Source organism: Rhodococcus sp. NPDC019647, from assembly GCF_044389235.1.
GTDB classification, from domain to species: Bacteria; Actinomycetota; Actinomycetes; order Mycobacteriales; family Mycobacteriaceae; genus Rhodococcus_F; species Rhodococcus_F oxybenzonivorans.
This window is the reverse complement of sequence record NZ_JBIRXS010000001.1, coordinates 121,478-138,070: the sequence shown is the minus strand read 5'-3', so window position 1 is coordinate 138,070 and position 16,593 is coordinate 121,478. Positions and strand designations below refer to the sequence as shown.

The following is a 16,593-nucleotide window of genomic DNA, read 5'->3' as shown; positions in this document are numbered from 1 at the left end:
GACGGCGGTCCCGCGAGCGACTCAAGCGTCGACGAGCTGCTTGGTAGCGTCCACGAGGCTGGTCACGACATCGGCGACCTGCTGTGCGACCTCGGCGTTCTCCCGCGGGTGGCGGTCACCGAACTTGTCGATCGTGCCGCCGATGGCGAGCGTGACGTCCTCGAGCACCTCGCCGCCGGCGATACGGACTGCCTTGCGGGTGTCTTCATGGGCCCACTGCGCACCGTTGCCGCTGGGGGACGCGCTGATGACGGCGACCGGCTTGTCCTTGACGGCGCCGGTTCCGTACGGACGGGAGATCCAGTCGATGGCGTTCTTGAGCACGGCGGGAATCGTGCCGTTGTACTCGGGGGTGAGGATCAGTAGCGCATCGGCGCGGCCGGCGGCGTCACGCAACGCCTCGACGGCGGGGAGGGAACCTGCGACGTCGATGTCCTCGTTGTAGAAGGGCACCTCACCGAGCCCTTCGAACACGGTGACGTCGGTCCCTGCCGGAGCAACCGAGACTGCCGTCTCGGCGAGCTGGCGGTTGACCGACGCGGCGCGCAGGCTGCCGACGAGTACGAGAATGTTGGTCTTCGACATGTCAATTTCCTTCGATGGTGCGGTGGGCGACTCGAAACAGGTATATCAGCTAAACGGACCACGGTCCACTTACATTCCCCGCGCGGTAGGATTGGCGCCGTGACCCGCCTTCTCCTTCCCCAGATCGGGGTCGAACCGCCCGAACGGTGTGATGCCGCACGTAATCGGCGGCTACTGCTCGATGCTGCGGCCCTCTTGGTGTCCGAGCGGGGCGTCGACGCGGTGACGATGGACGCCGTCGCCTGCAAGGCCGGTGTGGGCAAGGGCACAGTGTTCCGCCGGTTCGGAAGCCGATCGGGACTCATGCTCGCCCTCCTCGACCATTCCGAGCGCGAACTCCAGCAGGCGTTCATGTTCGGACCCCCACCGCTGGGGCCGGGCGCCGATCCGGTCGAACGGCTCATCGCCTACGGCCGGGCGCGCATCGCCACCGTCGAGGTCGAGGGCGAGGTCCGGCGGGCCGCGGAGAATTCTCCGGGCACTCGTTTCGCCGCGCCGGCTCGCGCAGTGTCGGTGACGCACGTCGTGTCGCTGCTCCGCGAAGCGGGCGTCGAAGGAGATCACGAACTGCTGGCGTGCTCGCTCCTCGCACCCCTCGAGGCGACGCTCGTACTGCACGAGATCCGCGACCTCGGGATGTCGACCGAGCGCCTCGAGGCTGCCTGGGAAGATCTCGTCAGGCGTGTCACCCGCGCCTGACGGTCACAGGGTGCGCAGCCACAGCGCCAATTCCCTGGCGCTTGCGTCGATGCGCGCCGGCCAGTCGAGCGCCGAGTCGTCGGCCGTATCGCTCACGTGCTTGACGAGGCGGCATTGTGCACCGACCTGTGCGCACGCGTAGGCGACGGCGAAACCTTCCATGTCGACGAGATCGGCCCGCTCCGCGAGCACGTCGCGCACCCCCGCGTCGGATACGAAGACGTCCCCGGTCGCCAGCACCGAGCCGTCCCCCTCAGGCATCTCGAGCCGGTCCGCGACCTCGTGTCCCAAGGCCCGGATGGCGTCGCCGCTGATGTCGTGGTTGAGCACGGTCGACGGCGTGAAAAGGCCACTGTGGTGTTCGTGCAGGGCCCCCGCGGTGCCGATGTTGACCACCAGCGGTCTCTGCGACGACGGATAGTCGCCGAGCGCCTTCGCGACGGCCACCGCGGCGCTCACCTTGCCGATGCCCGTGATCAGCACGTCGAACTCCGGTGGGACGTGCACCGCCTCCGCCTTGGTAGCGCTGACGACGAGGATGTCCGATCTGCTCATGCGCGGAACCGTACCGGGCCTTCCCCACCCTGCGTCCCACGTGCCCACTCGCTACAGTTTCTGGCATGGCGAATCTACGTGCGCAGATACTCGAGGAACTCGGTGCCCAGCCCACCATCGACGCGGCGAAAGAAATTCGCACCCGCGTCCAGTTCCTGAAGGAGTACCTCCTGTCGACACCCGCGAAGGGCTTCGTTCTGGGCATCAGCGGCGGCCAGGACAGCACTCTCGTCGGGCGTCTCGCTCAACTCGCGGCGAGCGAACTGCGCGAGGAGGGACACGAGGCCGAGTTCGTCGCTGTCCGTCTTCCCTACGGCACCCAGGCGGACGAGTCGGACGCACAGATCGCGCTGAAGTTCATCGAGCCCGACCGGTCGGTGTCGGTCAACGTCAAACCCGGCGCCGACGCCACTGCCAAGGAATCGGCCTCAGCCCTGCGGGACATCCTCGGCGACGGCGGCGACCTGCGCGACTTCGTCCGCGGCAACATCAAGGCCCGAGAGCGCATGGTCATCCAGTACTCGATCGCGGGGCAACTCGGCTACCTCGTACTCGGTACCGACCATGCAGCTGAAGCCATTACCGGGTTCTTCACCAAGTACGGCGACGGTGGCGTGGACCTCACTCCCCTGACCGGCCTCTCCAAGCGTCAGGGCGGCGCCCTGCTCCGCGAACTGGGGGCACCGGAGACCACCTGGAAGAAGGTGCCCACCGCCGATCTCGAGGACGACCGCCCGGCGCTCCCCGACGAGGAGGCGCTCGGTCTGACGTACACGCAGATCGACGACTACCTCGAGGGCAAGGACGTTTCCCCGGAGGTCGCCGAGAAGCTCGAGACCATGTACCTCAACACGCGTCACAAGCGCACGGTCCCCGTCACACCTCTCGACACCTGGTGGCGGTGATCCGGTGACCCTGGTTCTGGTCGCGGGCGGTACCGGTACGGCGGGCAGGCAACTGGTCAAGGAGTTGCTTGCCCGCGGGCACTCGGTCCGTGTCCTCACCCGGCACGGTGGTGCGCCGGGCACCGAGATCGTCCATGTCCACGGCGACTTGGTGACGGGCGAGGGGCTCGCAGAGGCGCTGGACGGGGTCGACGTGGTGGTGGACACGACCGACGGCAAGACCCGCCGCACTCGGGCCGTGCTGGACGAGGGCGCCACCAATCTGCTGGCGACAGCGGACGGTGCGGGTGTGCGACGCGCGGTGCTGCTGTCCATCGTGAACGTCGACCGCGGCGAGTTCGCCTACTATCAGGCCAAGCGACGGCAGGAACGGGTCTACGAGAGCTCGCCGCTCGACACAGTCGTCGTGCGCGCCACCCAGTTTCACGACTTCATTCCCATGGTCGCGAAGCCGCCGAGCCATGTCGGGGTGATTCCGGCGTTCACGAGAACGCGATTCCAGTCGATCGACACCCGCGATGTCGCGCGGGCGCTGGCGGACGCCGCTCTGGCGACCGAGCCGGAGTCCGAGGGTCTCATCACCATCGGCGGCCCGGAGGTCCGCACGGCCCGTGACCTCGTCGTGGCATGGAAGAAGGCCACGGGGACGCACGGACTCGTCGTCGACGTGCCCCTGCCGGGAGCACTGGGTTCCTTCCTGAGGGCAGGGCACAACCTGGCTCCGGGAAAAGAGTTCGGGTCGATCACCTTCGACCGGTGGCTGGCCGACACGACGATGGCCTGAGCGGCTCCCGGAGTGCTGTAAATCCTCTAGCCTCCCGCGAACGGCGGCAGGACGTCCACCTGGTGTCCGGCGGTGCGCGTGAGGTCGCGCGTGAGCTCTGAATCGACGAGGAAGGCCGCCACCGACAGCACCCGCTCCATGTCGGCTCCGTACTTGGCGACGAGGGCGATCTTCACCTGACCGAGTGGGGCGTCCGTCGGCAGATCGAGGGTTTCCTTCGTACAACCGGCGGCGTCGGCGGCCGCCGCGAAATACCGCACCGAAATGCCTGTCACCGTGTCAACCACCGATAGCTCCCATACTGCGCTGCGGCGGCGCGAATCCGTCCGCATTGATTCCGTGTCCCGCCCACTTGTTCCACATCGCGCCACGCCACAACTGGGCCAGGTCCTCGTCGCCGGCACCGGAACGCAGTGCCCCCCGCAGGTCGACCTCCTGGTCACTGAACAGGCACGACCGTACCGTTCCCTCGGCGGTCAGACGGGTTCGGTCGCAGTCGGAGCAGAACGAGCGGGTGACCGACGCAATGATCCCCACGGTGGCCGGACCACCGTTCACCAACCACTCCTCCGCCGGTGCGGACGCGTCCTCCCTGCCGTGTTCGACGAGGGTGAACCGCTCACCCAGAACCGACAGCAACCGGTCGGCGGACACCATCTGCTCACGTGCCCACTCGTGGTCCGCGTCGAGTGGCATCTCCTCGATGAAGCGGAGCGCAATCCCCTCGGTCAGGCACCATTCGAGGAGATCCGCCGCCCCCGCCAGTGTCTCGGGCATCAGAACTGCGTTCACTTTGAGCGGCGCCAGGCCTGCATCGGCCGCGGCCCGGATCCCGGCGATCACCGACGGCAACCGATCGCGTCGCGTGAGCCTGGCGAAGTGCTTCCTGTCGATCGAGTCGAGGGAGACGTTGACGCGGGTGAGGCCGGCGCGGGCGAGTGCAGCAGCCCGGTGTTCGAGCCCGACTGCGTTGGTGGTCATCGACAGCGGCACACCCGGAACCCGTTCGGCGCACCCGGCGATCATCGCTTCGAGGTCGGCGCGCATCAGCGGCTCGCCCCCGGTGAACCGGACCTCCCGGACCCCGAGCTGATGCACCGCGATACCCACCAACCGGACGATTTCCTCAGCCGTGAGCAGATTGTGCGCCGGGATGGCAGGCAGGCCTTCCTCTGGCATGCAATAGGTGCAGCGCAACGAGCACTTCTCGGTGATCGACACCCGCAGGTCGCGCGCTACCCGACCGAATCTGTCGACGAGGTCCCCCACGTCGGGGCGGCCCGCGAGCGAGACGGCCGACCGCACGGTGGGAATACCCATCTCCACCATTGTCATCGCGTTGCCTTTCCCCGCATTGGTCCAGTATGCCGTGAGGCGGTGATCCGTGCCGCACCGCCGTGCATAGGATTGGTAACCATGGCCGGAGGAACGTCGTGACCACGCGGACGGTGGAGCAGCATGCTCAGCACGTCGCCGAACTTCTCGCACCGCTCCATACGCGCCCCGGCGAGGAGATTCCACTCGGTGAGGCGCTGGGACGCGCCCTCGCCGCCGACGTCCATTCACCCGTCGATCTGCCCCTGTTCCGGAACTCCCAGATGGACGGCTACGCCGTCGACGCCGCATCCATCACGACGGTCCCTGTGATGCTGCCCGTGCTCGGGGTGATCGCGGCCGGGCCGGCCGAACCCGTCACGCACCTTCCCGGCACGGCCTACCGAATCATGACCGGAGCACCGGTTCCGCCGGGCGCAGACGCGATCGTCCCCGTCGAGGACACAGTCACCTCGGATGGCGAGGTGCGGATCGAAAAAACCCGCTCTGCCGGGGAATTCGTGCGCGAACGTGGCAGCGACGTCCGGGCGGGAACCCTTCTCCTCGCCGCGGGCAACCTTCTCGCTGCCCGTCACATCGCCGTGCTCGCCGCTGTCGGGCTGCAGCGCGTATCGGTACGCCCGCGGCCGCGTGTCGCGGTGATCACCACCGGCGCAGAACTCGTCGACGCGGGAAGCGCACTGCGTCCCGGCCAGATCTACGATTCGAACGGCATCGCACTGGCGTCGAGTGCACGAGCCAACGGTGCAGAGGTGGTCTCCATCGCCCGTAGCACCGACGACCCCGCCGAGTTCCGCACCCTGCTCGCCGAGGCGGTCCTCACCGCCGATGTGGTGCTGACGTCCGGCGGTGTATCGATGGGCGACTTCGAGGTGGTGAAGGAAACGCTGTCCCCGCTGGGCGCACAGTTCGCTCACGTGGCCATGCAGCCGGGCGGGCCGCAGGGGACAGCCGTGGTCAACGGCGTCCCGGTATTGAATTTCCCGGGCAATCCGGTGAGCACCCTCGTCTCCTTCGAGATCTTCGCCCGTCCGGACATTCGCCGCGCAGCGGGCCTTCCTCCCACGGAAGCCGTGGAGGGGCCGCTCGCGGCGCCGCTCACCTCCGTCCGAGGTAAGCGACAGTTCCTCCGCGCCCGCCGCACCGACAGCGGGGTAGAACTCGTCGCCGGTCCGGGCTCACATCTTGTCGCAGCGATGGCGTGGGCGGATGTCCTCGTCGATGTTCCCGCCGATGTCACCGCACTCGACGCCGGCCAACTCGTGAAGGTGATTCCCCTATGAGCGATTTGACGCACCTCGACGGCGAGGGTCGTGCACGCATGGTCGATGTGAGCGCGAAAGCCGATACCACCCGGACTGCCGTGGCGGCAGGACGACTCGTCACGACCCCCGAGGTCATTGCGCTCGTCCGGGCCGACGATCTCCCCAAGGCAGATGTACTCGCGACTGCCCGGATTGCGGGTATCTCGGGTGCGAAGAAGACGTCCGAGCTCATTCCGTTGTGCCATCAGCTTGCGCTCTCGTCGGTCAAGGTGGAGTTCGGATTCGCCGACGATGCCATCACGATCGAGGCGACAGCGAAGACGAAAGGGCCGACCGGCGTCGAAATGGAGGCGCTGACCGCGGTGGCCGTGGCCGGGCTGACTCTGCACGACATGGTGAAGGCCGTCGATCCCGCTGCCACCCTGGACGGTGTCCGCTTGCTCACGAAGGACGGCGGCAAACGCGGGCACTGGACCCGGGAGCCGGCAACCGACTCGGCATCACCGAGAGGGCGCACCGCCGCGGTCCTGGTCGCCTCCACAGGCGGCGCCGCGGGCACGCGGGAAGACACGACCGGTCCGGCCATCACCGCCTGGCTCGACGAACGCGGGTTCCGAACGCGCGGCCCCCTGGTCTACGCCGACGCCGAGATCGCGGCCGGCCTCGCCGACGCGCTGTCCGGCAGCCCCGCACTGGTCATCACCACCGGCGGGACGGGTGTCTCCCCCACCGACGCCACTCCCGAAGCCACCCGGGCCGTACTCGACCGCGAACTGCCCGGCGTCGCGGATGCCATCCGCAATCGGGGAACGACAGTGACGCCGCATGCGTCACTGAGCCGGGGACTCGCCGGTGTGTCGAACGGCACAGTGATCGTGAATCTGCCGGGTTCACCGGGCGGAGTGAAGGATGGACTTGCGGTGCTCGACCCCATCGTCGATCACCTTCTCGCACAGATCGCCGGTGGAGGTATGCACGATGAGTGACATTCTTGCCCAGATTTCGGACCTGCCCCTGGACGCGGCCGTTGTCGATGCGGCCGTGGCGGGACCGGAACACGGCGCAGTAGTGGTTTTCACCGGGGTGGTACGTAATCACGATGCCGGACAATCCGTTTCGGCACTCGAGTATCAGGCACACCCCGATGCCGAGCGCTTTCTCCGCACGTGTTGCGAGGAGGTTGCGTCGTCGACGGGACTGCCTGTTGCCGCGATCCACCGGGTGGGTGCGCTGACCGTCGGGGACCTGGCGCTCGTGGCTGCGGTGGCGGCACCTCACCGGGCCGAGGCGTTCGCGGCGTGCGCCGAACTCGTCGAACGGATCAAGCACGAGGTACCCATCTGGAAGCGGCAGCATTTCGCCGACGGCGCGTCCGAATGGGTGGGACTGTGAGTCCTGAGTCGGACCGGCGTCGCATCACCGGGTAGACTCGGCGGCACTAGGTGACCATGACGGTCACCCAGCGTCGTAGAACGCATTCAGTTCGGGAACGTCCGAATCCTGTTGGGTGTGCACACGCGTGTGCATCCGCTCTTCTTACGGCGAAGAAGCTTGCCGACCGGCAACGCCGCCAACCTGTGCTCGAGCTCCGACGGGATCGCTTTTCCGTGTCGGCCCTCCGGGCACAACCCTGTGCCCGAAAGGCTCTGACACTTGTCTGACACGACGACACCCGACACCACCTTCGCCGCTCTCGGCGTCCGCGAACCGCTGGTGCGGGTGCTCTCCTCGCAGGGCATCACCGCGCCCTTCCCCATCCAGGTCGACACCCTCCCCGACACGCTGTCGGGCCGCGACGTGCTCGGCCGGGGCAAGACGGGCAGCGGTAAGACGCTCGCCTTCTCCATCCCGATGGTGTCCCGCCTCGCAGGTGAGCTGTCGGGCGGAAAGCGTCGGCCCGGCCACCCCGTCGGTCTGATCCTGGCCCCCACCCGCGAGCTGGCCACCCAGATCACCGCCACACTCGAACCGCTGGCGCAGGCGTACGACCTGAAGGTCACCACCATCTTCGGTGGCGTCTCCCAGAACCGCCAGGTGTCGGCGCTCAAGGCAGGCGTCGACATCGTCGTCGCATGCCCCGGACGCCTCGAAGACCTGATGAAGCAAAGGTTCGTGAGCCTCGACGCCGTCGAAATCACCGTGCTCGACGAGGCCGACCACATGGCCGACCTCGGCTTTCTGCCCGTCGTCACGCGCATCCTCTCCGCCACGCCGCAGCAGGGCCAGCGACTGCTGTTCTCCGCCACGCTGGACAACGGTGTCGACAAGCTCGTCAAGCGGTTCCTGAAGAACGAGGTCCTGCACTCGGTCGACGAGGCGAACTCACCCGTCGCGGCCATGACGCACCATGTATTCGACGTCGACAGCCCCGAGACCAAGCGCAAGCTGGTCGAGAAGCTGGCGTCGGGCACCGGACGCCGAATCCTGTTCATGCGCACCAAGCATCAGGCGCGGAAGCTGGCGCGTCAGCTCACCGAAGCGGGGATCCCGTCGGTGGATCTGCACGGCAATCTGTCGCAGGCCGCCCGCGACCGCAACCTGGCCTCCTTCTCGGCCGGTGAGGCGCGCGTGCTGGTGGCCACCGACGTGGCGGCGCGAGGCGTCCATGTCGACGATGTGGAACTGGTGGTGCACGTCGATCCGCCCGCCGAGCACAAGGCTTACCTGCACCGTTCGGGCAGAACCGCGCGCGCAGGCAGCGCCGGCGACGTCGTCACCGTCGTACTGCCCGAGCAGCGCAAGGATCTGTCCATCCTCATGCGGAAGGCAGCGATCAAGGTCACTCCCGTCCGCAGCACCGCGGATTCCGCGCACGTTCTCGAGCTCGTCGGTGACCTCGCACCGCATGTGACGCCGGCGCCGAAGGCCACGCCGGTGTCCAGCACCGGCGGACGCACTCAGCGGCCCGGCGGTGGCCAAGGCGGCCAGGGTGGACGAGGCGGCCAGGGCGGACGCGCCCACGGTCAGGGCGGCGGCGCTCGTCGCACCCGTTCCGGCGCTGCGGGCAGGCCACGGGCGGCGTCGTCCACGGGCGGCGGAACTCGTACCGCGTCGGCCGGCGCGTCACGCCGCCGTCAAGGCTAGAACTCGTCGAGGTGGATGGCGTCGGCCAATGGCCGGCGCCCCCGCCACCCGAAGCGCTCGAGGTCGGGTACCTGCTGGAACTCGGCGACGTATCCCACACACAACCAGGCGATGGGACGCACCGGCGCGGGAATCCCCAGCAATTGGGTGAGGTAGGGCTCGTCGTAAAAGGACACCCAGCCCACTCCGATGTTCTCGGCGGCGGCCGCGAGCCACAAATTCTGAATCGCCAGCACGGCTGAGAACAGGCCGGTGTCGTCGACCGTGTGCCTGCCGAGAATGTGCTCGCCTCCGCGACTGCGGTCATAGGTGACGACGACGCCCATGCCGCTCTCACGTATTCCTTCGATCTTGATCGGATCGAACGTCGTCCTGCGATCGTCGGGTAGCGATTCAGCGAACCTTCTGCGGGCATCGGCGACGTGCTCGGCGAACACGTCGAGAGTCTCCGGCCTGCGCACGACAACAAAATCCCACGGCTGCGTGTTGCCGACGCTCGGGGCGCTGTGCGCTGCCCCCAGGATGCGGTTCAGAACCTCCTCCGGTACCGGCTCCCCCGTGAACTCCGCTCGCACGTCCCGTCGGCGGCGGATCGCCTCATACACGGACAGCATCGGTTCGGGATACGACGGCGTGCTAGACGCGGGCTCGGTCACGCCGTCACGGTATAGCGGTGCACCCCCAGCATCGCGCCGGGGTCGACATCTTCGCCCTCGGCCACGATGCAGTCCTCGAGGCCCGCGCGCACCTTCTCCGGTTCGATGTCCGCACCGATGAGTACCAATTGCGTCGTGCGTTCCTCCCCCGATTCCCAGCGCGTGGAGGTGAACCGGATGTGTGGCCCCACCGTCTGCACCTCGAACTTGCGCGACTGCCCTGGTACCGCGAAGTGCACGAATCCCTTGATGCGATAGATGCCGACGGGCCGGCTTTCGAGGAAATCGACCAGCCGCCGTGGATCGATCGGATCGGCAGACGCGAAATCGACTGACTCGTAGGACGAATGCAGGTGGTCGTGACCGCAACAACCCTCGTCGCAGTGCTCGTGCTGATCCAGCAACAGCCGATCGAGCGTGAGCTGTTCACCGGGGGCCGGATCACGCCCCGGTTCCTGATCGAAGAGCAGAGTGGGCTCGATGCGCCCGTGCGCGGTCGCGAGAATCGGGGCACGATCGTTGTAGTCGCGGACCAGCTGCTTCACCGCACCGAGTCGTGGTTCGTCGATCCGGTCGGTCTTGTTGAGTACGAGGAGGTCGGCCAGGGTCACGTGCTTCCCGAGATCAGGATGCTGGGCGGACGTTTCCTCGAACTGCTCACCGTCGACCATCACCACCAGTCCCCCGTACACGACGTGCGGATTCCTGCTGCCGAGCACGAGCCGAATCATGTTGCGCGGCTCGGCAAGCCCGCTGGCCTCGACGATCACCACATCGATCTGTGAAGAGGGATTCGCCAGACGATCGAGCATGTCGTCCATGTCGCTGACATCGACGGCGCAGCACATGCACCCGTTGCTCAGAGACACCATCGAATCGACCTGCCCGGCCACCATCATCGAATCGATGTTCACGGCTCCGAAGTCGTTGACGATGACACCCACCCGGACACCGCGATTATTGCGCAGCACATGATTGAGCAGGGTGGTCTTACCGGAACCGAGGAATCCAGCGACGATGACCACCGGAATCCGCTTCTTCGCCAACTGCCCCGACCTCCATGGATTTCGCTGAGCCACCGGGCGCCCATGGTAGCGCCCGGCCGAACGATCTCAGCTCACCGCGCCGACTATCGCCGCGCCGATGGCGGCGGCAGGCACCATCGGCATCGTGTGGTGAGTGGTTCCCTCGATTGTCGTGACCCTCGCCGAGGGAAGCCTGCGCCGGATCGTGGCCGCCACCGCCGCCGCGTCGTGCGCGCGGCTACTTCCTGCCAGCAGCACGGTGGTCGGGACGGTCATCCGGGCGAATGCGGCAGGCTTCGGACGGCGCGGAACCACGACCTTCGCGCCAGCGAAGGCAACCGCCCCGAGGGCGGCCACCTCGAGCCATCGCTCGTCCAGGCCGACGCCACCTGTCTCCCAGCGGATCAGCGCGCGTTGACGCTCCGCAGTGGGACGAAGCAGCAGCGGTGCGGCCCGAAGCAGGTAGCGGGTGCTCAGTCCCGCAAAACACGATGTCGGGTCGAGCAGCACCACACTGTCGACGTTTCCGCGTCCGCTCGACGTGTATCCGAGGGCGATCATCGCCCCGTAGGAATGTCCGACGAGTGCGGTCGATTCCAGACCTAATCCAGCCAGTACCTCATCGAGCCAGGTGAACAAGTCGCTCGTGCTGCGCAACGGGGTGCCATCGCTTACGCTCCGCCCGGCGTCCTGCATGATGTCGACGGCATAGACACGATGGCGACGCGCCAGGACCTCGACGTTGGCCGCCCAGACCGTGGAAGTCGCTCCGCCTCCGGGCAGGAGAAGCAGTGGTGCGCCCGATTCGGGACCGCATACGTTCACACGAGTGATGCCGTAGGCCGTCGGCACGTCGACCGGTGTAGCCGCCACCGGCCAGCTGCCCAGCAGGACGTCGTAGGCGCGATAGAAGTCATCGAGTTTCGCCACAGCGCCTCCATTTATCTCGTTGATCGAGATATTATCTCCTCGGCCGCGCTCCGGCAGTACATTCAGGTCTCGTGAATCTCGACGAAAGCGCGCAGACAGTGCACAAGCTGCGCGCTCTCGCGGTGGAGCTGAATCTGCTCGGCGCCGAGTTCGCCCAGCTGCACGGACTGCACACCACCGATCTCCGGGCACTTATCAGCATCCTGGACGCCGGTCGCGCAGATATCGCTGCAACCCCGGGTTGGCTCGGCGACCGCCTCGGGATCAATTCGGCATCCGTCACTGCACTTCTCGACCGCATGGAGAAGGCCGGGCTCGTCCGTCGCACGCCGGACGCCGAGGACCGGCGCCGCTCCCGAATCACGGTCACTGCCACAGCGATGAACCTCGGTGAAACCTTCTTCGGCCCGCTCATCAACCGGACGACAACGATCCTCGAAGGGTTCGAACCTTCAGAGCGACAGATTATTTCACGATTTCTCGACAGCATGAACGCCGCTGTCGCCGTCGAACGGCAAGTGGCCGTTCAGCCGAGCGAAGACTCGGTGTCGAGATCGCGGACGCGTCGCGCGGGTGAGCCGACGTAGAGTCCGTTCGGCGCGCAGTCGCGGGTGACTACCGCTCCTGCACCGACGACACAACCTTCACCGACCGTCACTCCGGGCAGGATGATGGCCCCTGCGCCGATCCAGCAGCCGTCACCGACCACGATGGGAAGGTCTACCGCCGCCCCGCATCGTCCCGACACCGGACCCAGCCGATGTGTGCTGGTAATGAACTGGACGCGGTGACCGACCGCCACCTGCCGGCCGAGGGTGATGGATGCGGTGCCATCGAACAGCACGCCGCGGTTGATGAAGGTACCGAGACCCAGACTGACATCTTTGCTGCCGAAATAGCATCCTGAATAGATTCCAGCACCCCACACTTTCGCCCCGGCAGCCAGCAACAAGAGAATCCGCAGCCAGATCGGCACAAATGCGGACGATTGGACGATCGTGAGGAAGCGCACCCGCCAACCCTAGCCAGTGATCGCGCCCCGCGCTGGATGGTCGTCTGCTCGGTCGGCACGAATGCGACTCGGTAACGGATCCGACACCGAGCCCGATGATGTTCCCGAGACCCAAGGGGGCCGAGTGGCACAACTCGATAGCGAAGGATTCGCTGCCATGCTCGAAATCCCGCATGCGATCAGCGTCCACGACAAGAACCGCCAGGTCATCTTCCGCAACTCGGCCTGCGCCGCTCTGATCGGCGCCGGCGTCGACGAGTTCGACAGTCTCCGGCACGAACAACTCTTCCATCCCGACGACAGCGACCTGTGGAGCGCGATGCTCGCCCGCTCGCTGGGCGGTGAGAGGGCAAGTGCGACGGCACACCTGCGTATCCGTCACCGCAATGACCATTGGCTCTGGGTTCACGTCGCGGTGTCCGCCTTCGACGTGGGCGATGAGACGTTGATCGTTCTGGTTCTCCAGGATCAATCCGACACCATCTGGGGCGACCCGCGTTCCGTCAAGCAGAAACTCTGACATCTACCGACCGTGACAGGTCGGCCGACTGCGACAAGGCGGTGTGCGGATCGTGACACCACACCGCCGGCAGAAATGCGTGCGGTGCCCACCGTTCTTCGACGTGCCGCAGTCGCACACTTCCCACCCGACAAGGCAGGTGTTGGCACCGAGCAGGTGCCCGTTGGGGCATCGCCGTGGGGCGAACTCGGTCCGGCGCGTCACAGAGCCGAATCTACACGTGCATCGAACGTATGTTCTATTCACATGTAGTTGCCCGGAGCCCCCGCACTGCCATCGGCGCGCTCCACCAGGAACCAACTTCCCGGCGCATAGACCAGTTCCCGGTCTTCGCGGACGATGACGAGCGCACCACTGTCATGGATGCTGTATGTGTCGTCGCCGCTGAAGTCGGTGACGGCGAACTCTGCCAGTTGGTCGAACGACCGATGTGTCACGGTGAAAGTCATACCGCCAGTGTCCCACTGCGACAACGTGCCGACCCGAGATCGCTGACGCAGCTACTTCACATGTGGGGCAGGGCGGCAGCGAGAAAGACGATTCCGACCGCGATTCCGAAGGCACCGGTGAGTATGCCGATCAGCGCCTCCAGGGATGTCGACTCGTCCGCCTCGACCGACGGATTACGAGATGCGACGATGCCCGTCGCTATGGCTCCGGCGCCGAGGAGAATTCCGAAGCCGAACATCCAGAACATCACAATCGACAGCGCGCCGAGCATCACCGAGACGTCGCTGCAGTAGGCGCCGAGAGGCCGCGTCGACGTCATCAGCCATGGCAGGTGGCCGCGCCGGCGATCGGACGAGGGAGACGGTGACGTAGTCGTGGTCATGGTTGCGGTAAATCCTCTCCGTGCAGACGTACGGGGACAGTGACGGGGCGCGCGATCGACTCAGCGGCTCACCGTTGCGCGTGATCCGACCGCGACTGCCCTCAGCTAAGCGTCGGCGACCGAGCGGGACTGCGGACCGGGCCCGAAGTGAAGCACAGCAATCCATCCTCCGGGTTCGGTCCACAAGCGCCTGCCACCTGGTCGGACGCCGCATCACTGTGCATCAAGAATTTAGCACTCTCCTACATTGAGTGCCAATTCAGAAGAGGTTCACAGCGGCAGTTCACAGACTGCCCATACTGGTTACTTTGTCGTTACCGATCGGTAGCGCTGGCACGCGACCGATGTGAGTGCTAATTTCCGAGATGCACAGGCATCCGTGTCCGTCGCCGTGGCGGGCACGCCGGGTAATGGGGAGGTGCACAGCTGTGCGGTACCGCAAGCACGGATCATCCGACGTGAAAGACCGACGCGACCATCGAACAGCGCATACCGAAGAGTGTGTGCGCTGGCCGGATCCGAGTCCACTGAGCAGCTGGTGGGAACGCGTCGTGTGGGGTGATCGGAGCGTGACATGAGCGGTGGAACTGTTCCCCCGCGCCCCCGCGCATGGGACTTCCATTGTGACCACTGTACCGCGCCCTGGCTGACAGTCGAACCGCTGCCCGCTGCACAGCCCGGTTGAACGGCTGGGTCACGGACGGCACGACTCTCTGCCCGGGATGCGCCGTCGTCGCCGCCGTCGAACAACAGCTTCTGCTGCCCGGGAAGGCAACGGGCTAGTCGCCGGCCAGGTTCGACTGCCCCGACCGGCAACAGCGGACGAAGGCCACGGGAAAGGCATGTGGTCACGCTCATGAAGAAGTCCCCCACCATGCGCTGCAGGGTGGGGGACTTCTCAGTGGGTGGAGCTAAGGGGACTCGAACCCCTGACCCCCACACTGCCAGTGTGGTGCGCTACCAGCTGCGCCATAGCCCCGTATTCAGTTCTTTCTCTCGCACCAGGAATGACTTCCGCGTGCTCGAAGAAAGTTACACCATCGTCGACCTGGCCAACAAATCGCCTGCTCAGAGGCGCTTCGCGCCCGTGCGCCTTTGTGGTTGCCGGGACAACCAGAAAGGCGCACGGGCGGCGGAGCCGCCTACAGCTGGGACACCCAGTTCTCGTTGGAAAGCGCGTCGATGACGGTGCCGTCCTGAACCACTGCCGGGGTGCCCGTTGCACCGCTCGCGCTCAGAGCTTGACGGCCGGCCTCCGCGTCGATCGCAGCCTGCTCGACCTTCGCCCCGGTGGTGATGCACTGCGCGGCCTCGTCGGACGCTCCGGCGTCGCGGGCCATCTGCGCCAGTTCCTCGTTGGAGTGGTCGGAATCGCCGTTCTCCGCCGGTTGGTTCTCGGGCGCGAACAGGGCAGCGTGGAAGTCCGAGTACACCGACGCGTCACCGGTCGCCGCAACGCACTGTGACGCCGCGACAGCGCGCGTGGAGTAGTCACCGCTGGCCGACAACCGGTTGAGGAAGTTCAGAATGTGGTAGCGGACAGCCACTTTCCCGTCGTCGACGGCCTTGGCCAGTTCCTGTCCGTTCTTGTTCTCCAACTCGGCGCAGTAGGGACACATCGGGTCCTCGAACAGATCGATCGTGGTGGCTGCGTCGGGACGGCCGAGGAGCACCACGCCGTTGTCTTCGACCGCCACCCGGACCTCGGAGTTCTGCACTCCCCCGTAACCGTCGTTGCGCGGCTTGCTTCGGCTGTTCTGCCAGATCACGCCGCCTATCACGAGGGCTGCGATGACGAGTACGGCGAGCCCACCGAGGATGTAGGTGGACCGGCTGGACTCCGGCTGCGGGGTGTACTTGTTCTTCGAGCTCACGTGGATGCAGTCCTTCGATGTCGGATCGATTTACCAGGTGCTTACTCTGCCATCGTCGGCTGAGGGGCCACTGAGAAAGGCGCCCGCGATGCGAGCCCCAGCGCGAATGGAGTACGGGGGAACACGATCAACCAGGCCGCCAGCGCGAGGAATCCGATGTCCCGCAGGATTTCCTTGGTGTAGTCCCAGCCATCGACGTCGGCCGCTCCTCCACCGCCGAAACAACCGCAGTCGATGGACAGGCCACGCGCCCACACCGAAATGATGACGCCGACGAGGACGAGCAGCAGGGCCGCCGACACCACCGCCGTGGCCCGGACCCCGAGCCCGATCAGAAGCAGTAGGCCGAGGGCGATTTCGAAGAACGGTAGGGCGTTGGCAACGGGACGGACGAGGTCTTCCGGGAGCAGTTGGTAGGCGCGAACCGCGATGATCGTCTGTGCGGGATCTGCCACCTTGAGCGCGCCGGAGACGAGCCAGACGGCGGCGAGGGACACGCGGGCGACGAGGGAGACGATCCTGATCCACACCG

Annotated in this window: 21 protein-coding genes and 1 tRNA gene; 9 read left to right on the top strand and 13 right to left on the bottom strand. The window is 66.3% G+C overall.

All coding sequences use genetic code 11. The annotated features are described in order from the left end of the window. Nucleotides 1-21: 21 nt before the first annotated feature. Nucleotides 22-585, bottom strand: coding sequence for an NAD(P)H-dependent oxidoreductase (locus ACH49N_RS00715; protein ID WP_358270598.1), 564 nt, complete (start codon nt 583-585; stop codon nt 22-24). A 99-nt stretch (nt 586-684) separates the two neighbouring features. Here ACH49N_RS00715 and ACH49N_RS00710 point away from each other — a divergent pair, with 99 nt between their 5' ends. Next, on the top strand, nt 685-1,284 hold the full coding sequence (locus ACH49N_RS00710) for a TetR/AcrR family transcriptional regulator (protein WP_317746472.1): 600 nt from the start codon (nt 685-687) through the stop codon (nt 1,282-1,284). Nucleotides 1,285-1,287: 3 nt separating this feature from the next. Here ACH49N_RS00710 and ACH49N_RS00705 read toward each other — a convergent pair whose 3' ends face one another. Further along, a complete protein-coding gene (locus tag ACH49N_RS00705) occupies nt 1,288-1,839 on the bottom strand; it encodes a nucleosidase (RefSeq protein ID WP_159926021.1) in 552 nt (183 codons plus the stop codon). A 65-nt stretch (nt 1,840-1,904) separates the two neighbouring features. Between ACH49N_RS00705 and nadE the strand changes: the two genes are divergently transcribed. Continuing rightward, a complete protein-coding gene (gene nadE / locus ACH49N_RS00700; protein ID WP_358270601.1) occupies nt 1,905-2,744 on the top strand; it encodes an ammonia-dependent NAD(+) synthetase in 840 nt (279 codons plus the stop codon). Nucleotides 2,745-2,748: 4 nt separating this feature from the next. Continuing rightward, entirely contained in the window at nt 2,749-3,528 is a 780-nt protein-coding gene (locus ACH49N_RS00695) for an NAD(P)H-binding protein (RefSeq protein ID WP_358270603.1), read from the top strand. 26 nt (nt 3,529-3,554) lie between these two features. Here ACH49N_RS00695 and ACH49N_RS00690 read toward each other — a convergent pair whose 3' ends face one another. Further along, nucleotides 3,555-3,815 carry a MoaD/ThiS family protein gene (locus tag ACH49N_RS00690; protein ID WP_109331130.1) on the bottom strand — a complete coding sequence of 87 codons (261 nt, stop codon included), beginning with the start codon at nt 3,813-3,815 and terminating at the stop codon, nt 3,555-3,557. Continuing rightward, nucleotides 3,808-4,863, bottom strand: coding sequence for a GTP 3',8-cyclase MoaA (gene moaA / locus ACH49N_RS00685; protein WP_250764675.1), 1,056 nt, complete (start codon nt 4,861-4,863; stop codon nt 3,808-3,810). Before moaA ends, ACH49N_RS00690 begins: the two co-directional genes overlap by 8 nt. Before the next feature lie 98 nt (nt 4,864-4,961). Between moaA and glp the strand changes: the two genes are divergently transcribed. The 4 genes from glp (at nt 4,962) to ACH49N_RS00665 (ending at nt 9,212) form a co-directional block, all read left to right on the top strand. Beyond that, the gene (gene glp, locus ACH49N_RS00680; RefSeq protein ID WP_358270606.1) at nt 4,962-6,146 is read left to right on the top strand and encodes a gephyrin-like molybdotransferase Glp; all 1,185 of its coding nucleotides are present in this window, start codon (nt 4,962-4,964) and stop codon (nt 6,144-6,146) included. Beyond that, on the top strand, nt 6,143-7,114 hold the full coding sequence (gene moaCB, locus ACH49N_RS00675; protein ID WP_159926011.1) for a bifunctional molybdenum cofactor biosynthesis protein MoaC/MoaB: 972 nt from the start codon (nt 6,143-6,145) through the stop codon (nt 7,112-7,114). Before glp ends, moaCB begins: the two co-directional genes overlap by 4 nt. Then, entirely contained in the window at nt 7,107-7,520 is a 414-nt protein-coding gene (locus ACH49N_RS00670) for a molybdenum cofactor biosynthesis protein MoaE (protein ID WP_250764681.1), read from the top strand. The genes moaCB and ACH49N_RS00670 overlap by 8 nt, the downstream gene beginning before the upstream one ends. Nucleotides 7,521-7,781: 261 nt before the next feature. After that, on the top strand, nt 7,782-9,212 hold the full coding sequence (locus tag ACH49N_RS00665) for a DEAD/DEAH box helicase (protein WP_358270609.1): 1,431 nt from the start codon (nt 7,782-7,784) through the stop codon (nt 9,210-9,212). On the opposite strand, the gene bluB is transcribed toward ACH49N_RS00665, so the two are convergent. The 3 genes from bluB to ACH49N_RS00650 form a co-directional block, all read right to left on the bottom strand. Continuing rightward, nucleotides 9,209-9,826 carry a 5,6-dimethylbenzimidazole synthase gene (bluB, locus tag ACH49N_RS00660; RefSeq protein WP_358270771.1) on the bottom strand — a complete coding sequence of 206 codons (618 nt, stop codon included), beginning with the start codon at nt 9,824-9,826 and terminating at the stop codon, nt 9,209-9,211. The two genes, ACH49N_RS00665 and bluB, sit on opposite strands and share 4 nt — an antisense overlap. A 38-nt stretch (nt 9,827-9,864) precedes the next feature. Then, nucleotides 9,865-10,914: a GTP-binding protein gene (locus tag ACH49N_RS00655; protein WP_358270611.1), complete on the bottom strand. Its 1,050-nt coding sequence runs from the start codon at nt 10,912-10,914 to the stop codon at nt 9,865-9,867. A gap of 66 nt (nt 10,915-10,980) precedes the next feature. Next, nucleotides 10,981-11,823, bottom strand: a complete 843-nt coding sequence (locus ACH49N_RS00650; RefSeq protein ID WP_358270613.1) for an alpha/beta hydrolase — start codon at nt 11,821-11,823, stop codon at nt 10,981-10,983. A 71-nt stretch (nt 11,824-11,894) separates the two neighbouring features. Here ACH49N_RS00650 and ACH49N_RS00645 point away from each other — a divergent pair, with 71 nt between their 5' ends. After that, complete coding sequence (locus ACH49N_RS00645) at nt 11,895-12,410, top strand: MarR family transcriptional regulator (RefSeq protein WP_358270615.1); 516 nt, start codon at nt 11,895-11,897, stop codon at nt 12,408-12,410. Here the strand turns inward: ACH49N_RS00645 and ACH49N_RS00640 are convergent. Beyond that, a complete protein-coding gene (locus ACH49N_RS00640; protein WP_250764694.1) occupies nt 12,350-12,835 on the bottom strand; it encodes an acyltransferase in 486 nt (161 codons plus the stop codon). The genes ACH49N_RS00645 and ACH49N_RS00640 overlap by 61 nt on opposite strands. Before the next feature lie 124 nt (nt 12,836-12,959). Between ACH49N_RS00640 and ACH49N_RS00635 the strand changes: the two genes are divergently transcribed. Next, nucleotides 12,960-13,355, top strand: coding sequence for a PAS domain-containing protein (locus tag ACH49N_RS00635; RefSeq protein WP_358270618.1), 396 nt, complete (start codon nt 12,960-12,962; stop codon nt 13,353-13,355). Nucleotides 13,356-13,597: 242 nt separating this feature from the next. Here the strand turns inward: ACH49N_RS00635 and ACH49N_RS00630 are convergent, their stop codons facing one another. From ACH49N_RS00630 to ACH49N_RS00610, 5 genes are all read right to left on the bottom strand, one after another. Further along, nucleotides 13,598-13,804, bottom strand: a complete 207-nt coding sequence (locus ACH49N_RS00630; protein ID WP_159926001.1) for a hypothetical protein — start codon at nt 13,802-13,804, stop codon at nt 13,598-13,600. 56 nt (nt 13,805-13,860) lie between these two features. Next, complete coding sequence (locus ACH49N_RS00625) at nt 13,861-14,124, bottom strand: hypothetical protein (RefSeq protein WP_374432557.1); 264 nt, start codon at nt 14,122-14,124, stop codon at nt 13,861-13,863. Between the two features lie 969 nt (nt 14,125-15,093). Next, nucleotides 15,094-15,166 (bottom strand) — tRNA-Ala (locus tag ACH49N_RS00620). A gap of 163 nt (nt 15,167-15,329) precedes the next feature. Next, nucleotides 15,330-16,061 (bottom strand): DsbA family protein, encoded by a 732-nt coding sequence (locus ACH49N_RS00615; RefSeq protein WP_358270620.1) that lies wholly within the window; start codon nt 16,059-16,061, stop codon nt 15,330-15,332. 41 nt (nt 16,062-16,102) lie between these two features. After that, a complete protein-coding gene (locus tag ACH49N_RS00610; RefSeq protein WP_159925999.1) occupies nt 16,103-16,591 on the bottom strand; it encodes a MauE/DoxX family redox-associated membrane protein in 489 nt (162 codons plus the stop codon). Between the last annotated feature and the right edge of the window lie 2 nt (nt 16,592-16,593).

Coding starts and splice junctions, on each gene's coding strand:
- bluB (WP_358270771.1), bottom strand. CDS start 9,826: ATGCTGTCCGTGTATGAGGCGATCCGCCGCCGACGGGACGTGCGAGCG.
- ACH49N_RS00625 (WP_374432557.1), bottom strand. CDS start 14,124: ATGACGTCGACGCGGCCTCTCGGCGCCTACTGCAGCGACGTCTCGGTG.
- ACH49N_RS00715 (WP_358270598.1), bottom strand. CDS start 585: ATGTCGAAGACCAACATTCTCGTACTCGTCGGCAGCCTGCGCGCCGCG.
- moaCB (WP_159926011.1), top strand. CDS start 6,143: ATGAGCGATTTGACGCACCTCGACGGCGAGGGTCGTGCACGCATGGTC.
- ACH49N_RS00705 (WP_159926021.1), bottom strand. CDS start 1,839: ATGAGCAGATCGGACATCCTCGTCGTCAGCGCTACCAAGGCGGAGGCG.
- nadE (WP_358270601.1), top strand. CDS start 1,905: ATGGCGAATCTACGTGCGCAGATACTCGAGGAACTCGGTGCCCAGCCC.
- ACH49N_RS00630 (WP_159926001.1), bottom strand. CDS start 13,804: ATGACTTTCACCGTGACACATCGGTCGTTCGACCAACTGGCAGAGTTC.
- moaA (WP_250764675.1), bottom strand. CDS start 4,863: ATGACAATGGTGGAGATGGGTATTCCCACCGTGCGGTCGGCCGTCTCG.
- ACH49N_RS00670 (WP_250764681.1), top strand. CDS start 7,107: ATGAGTGACATTCTTGCCCAGATTTCGGACCTGCCCCTGGACGCGGCC.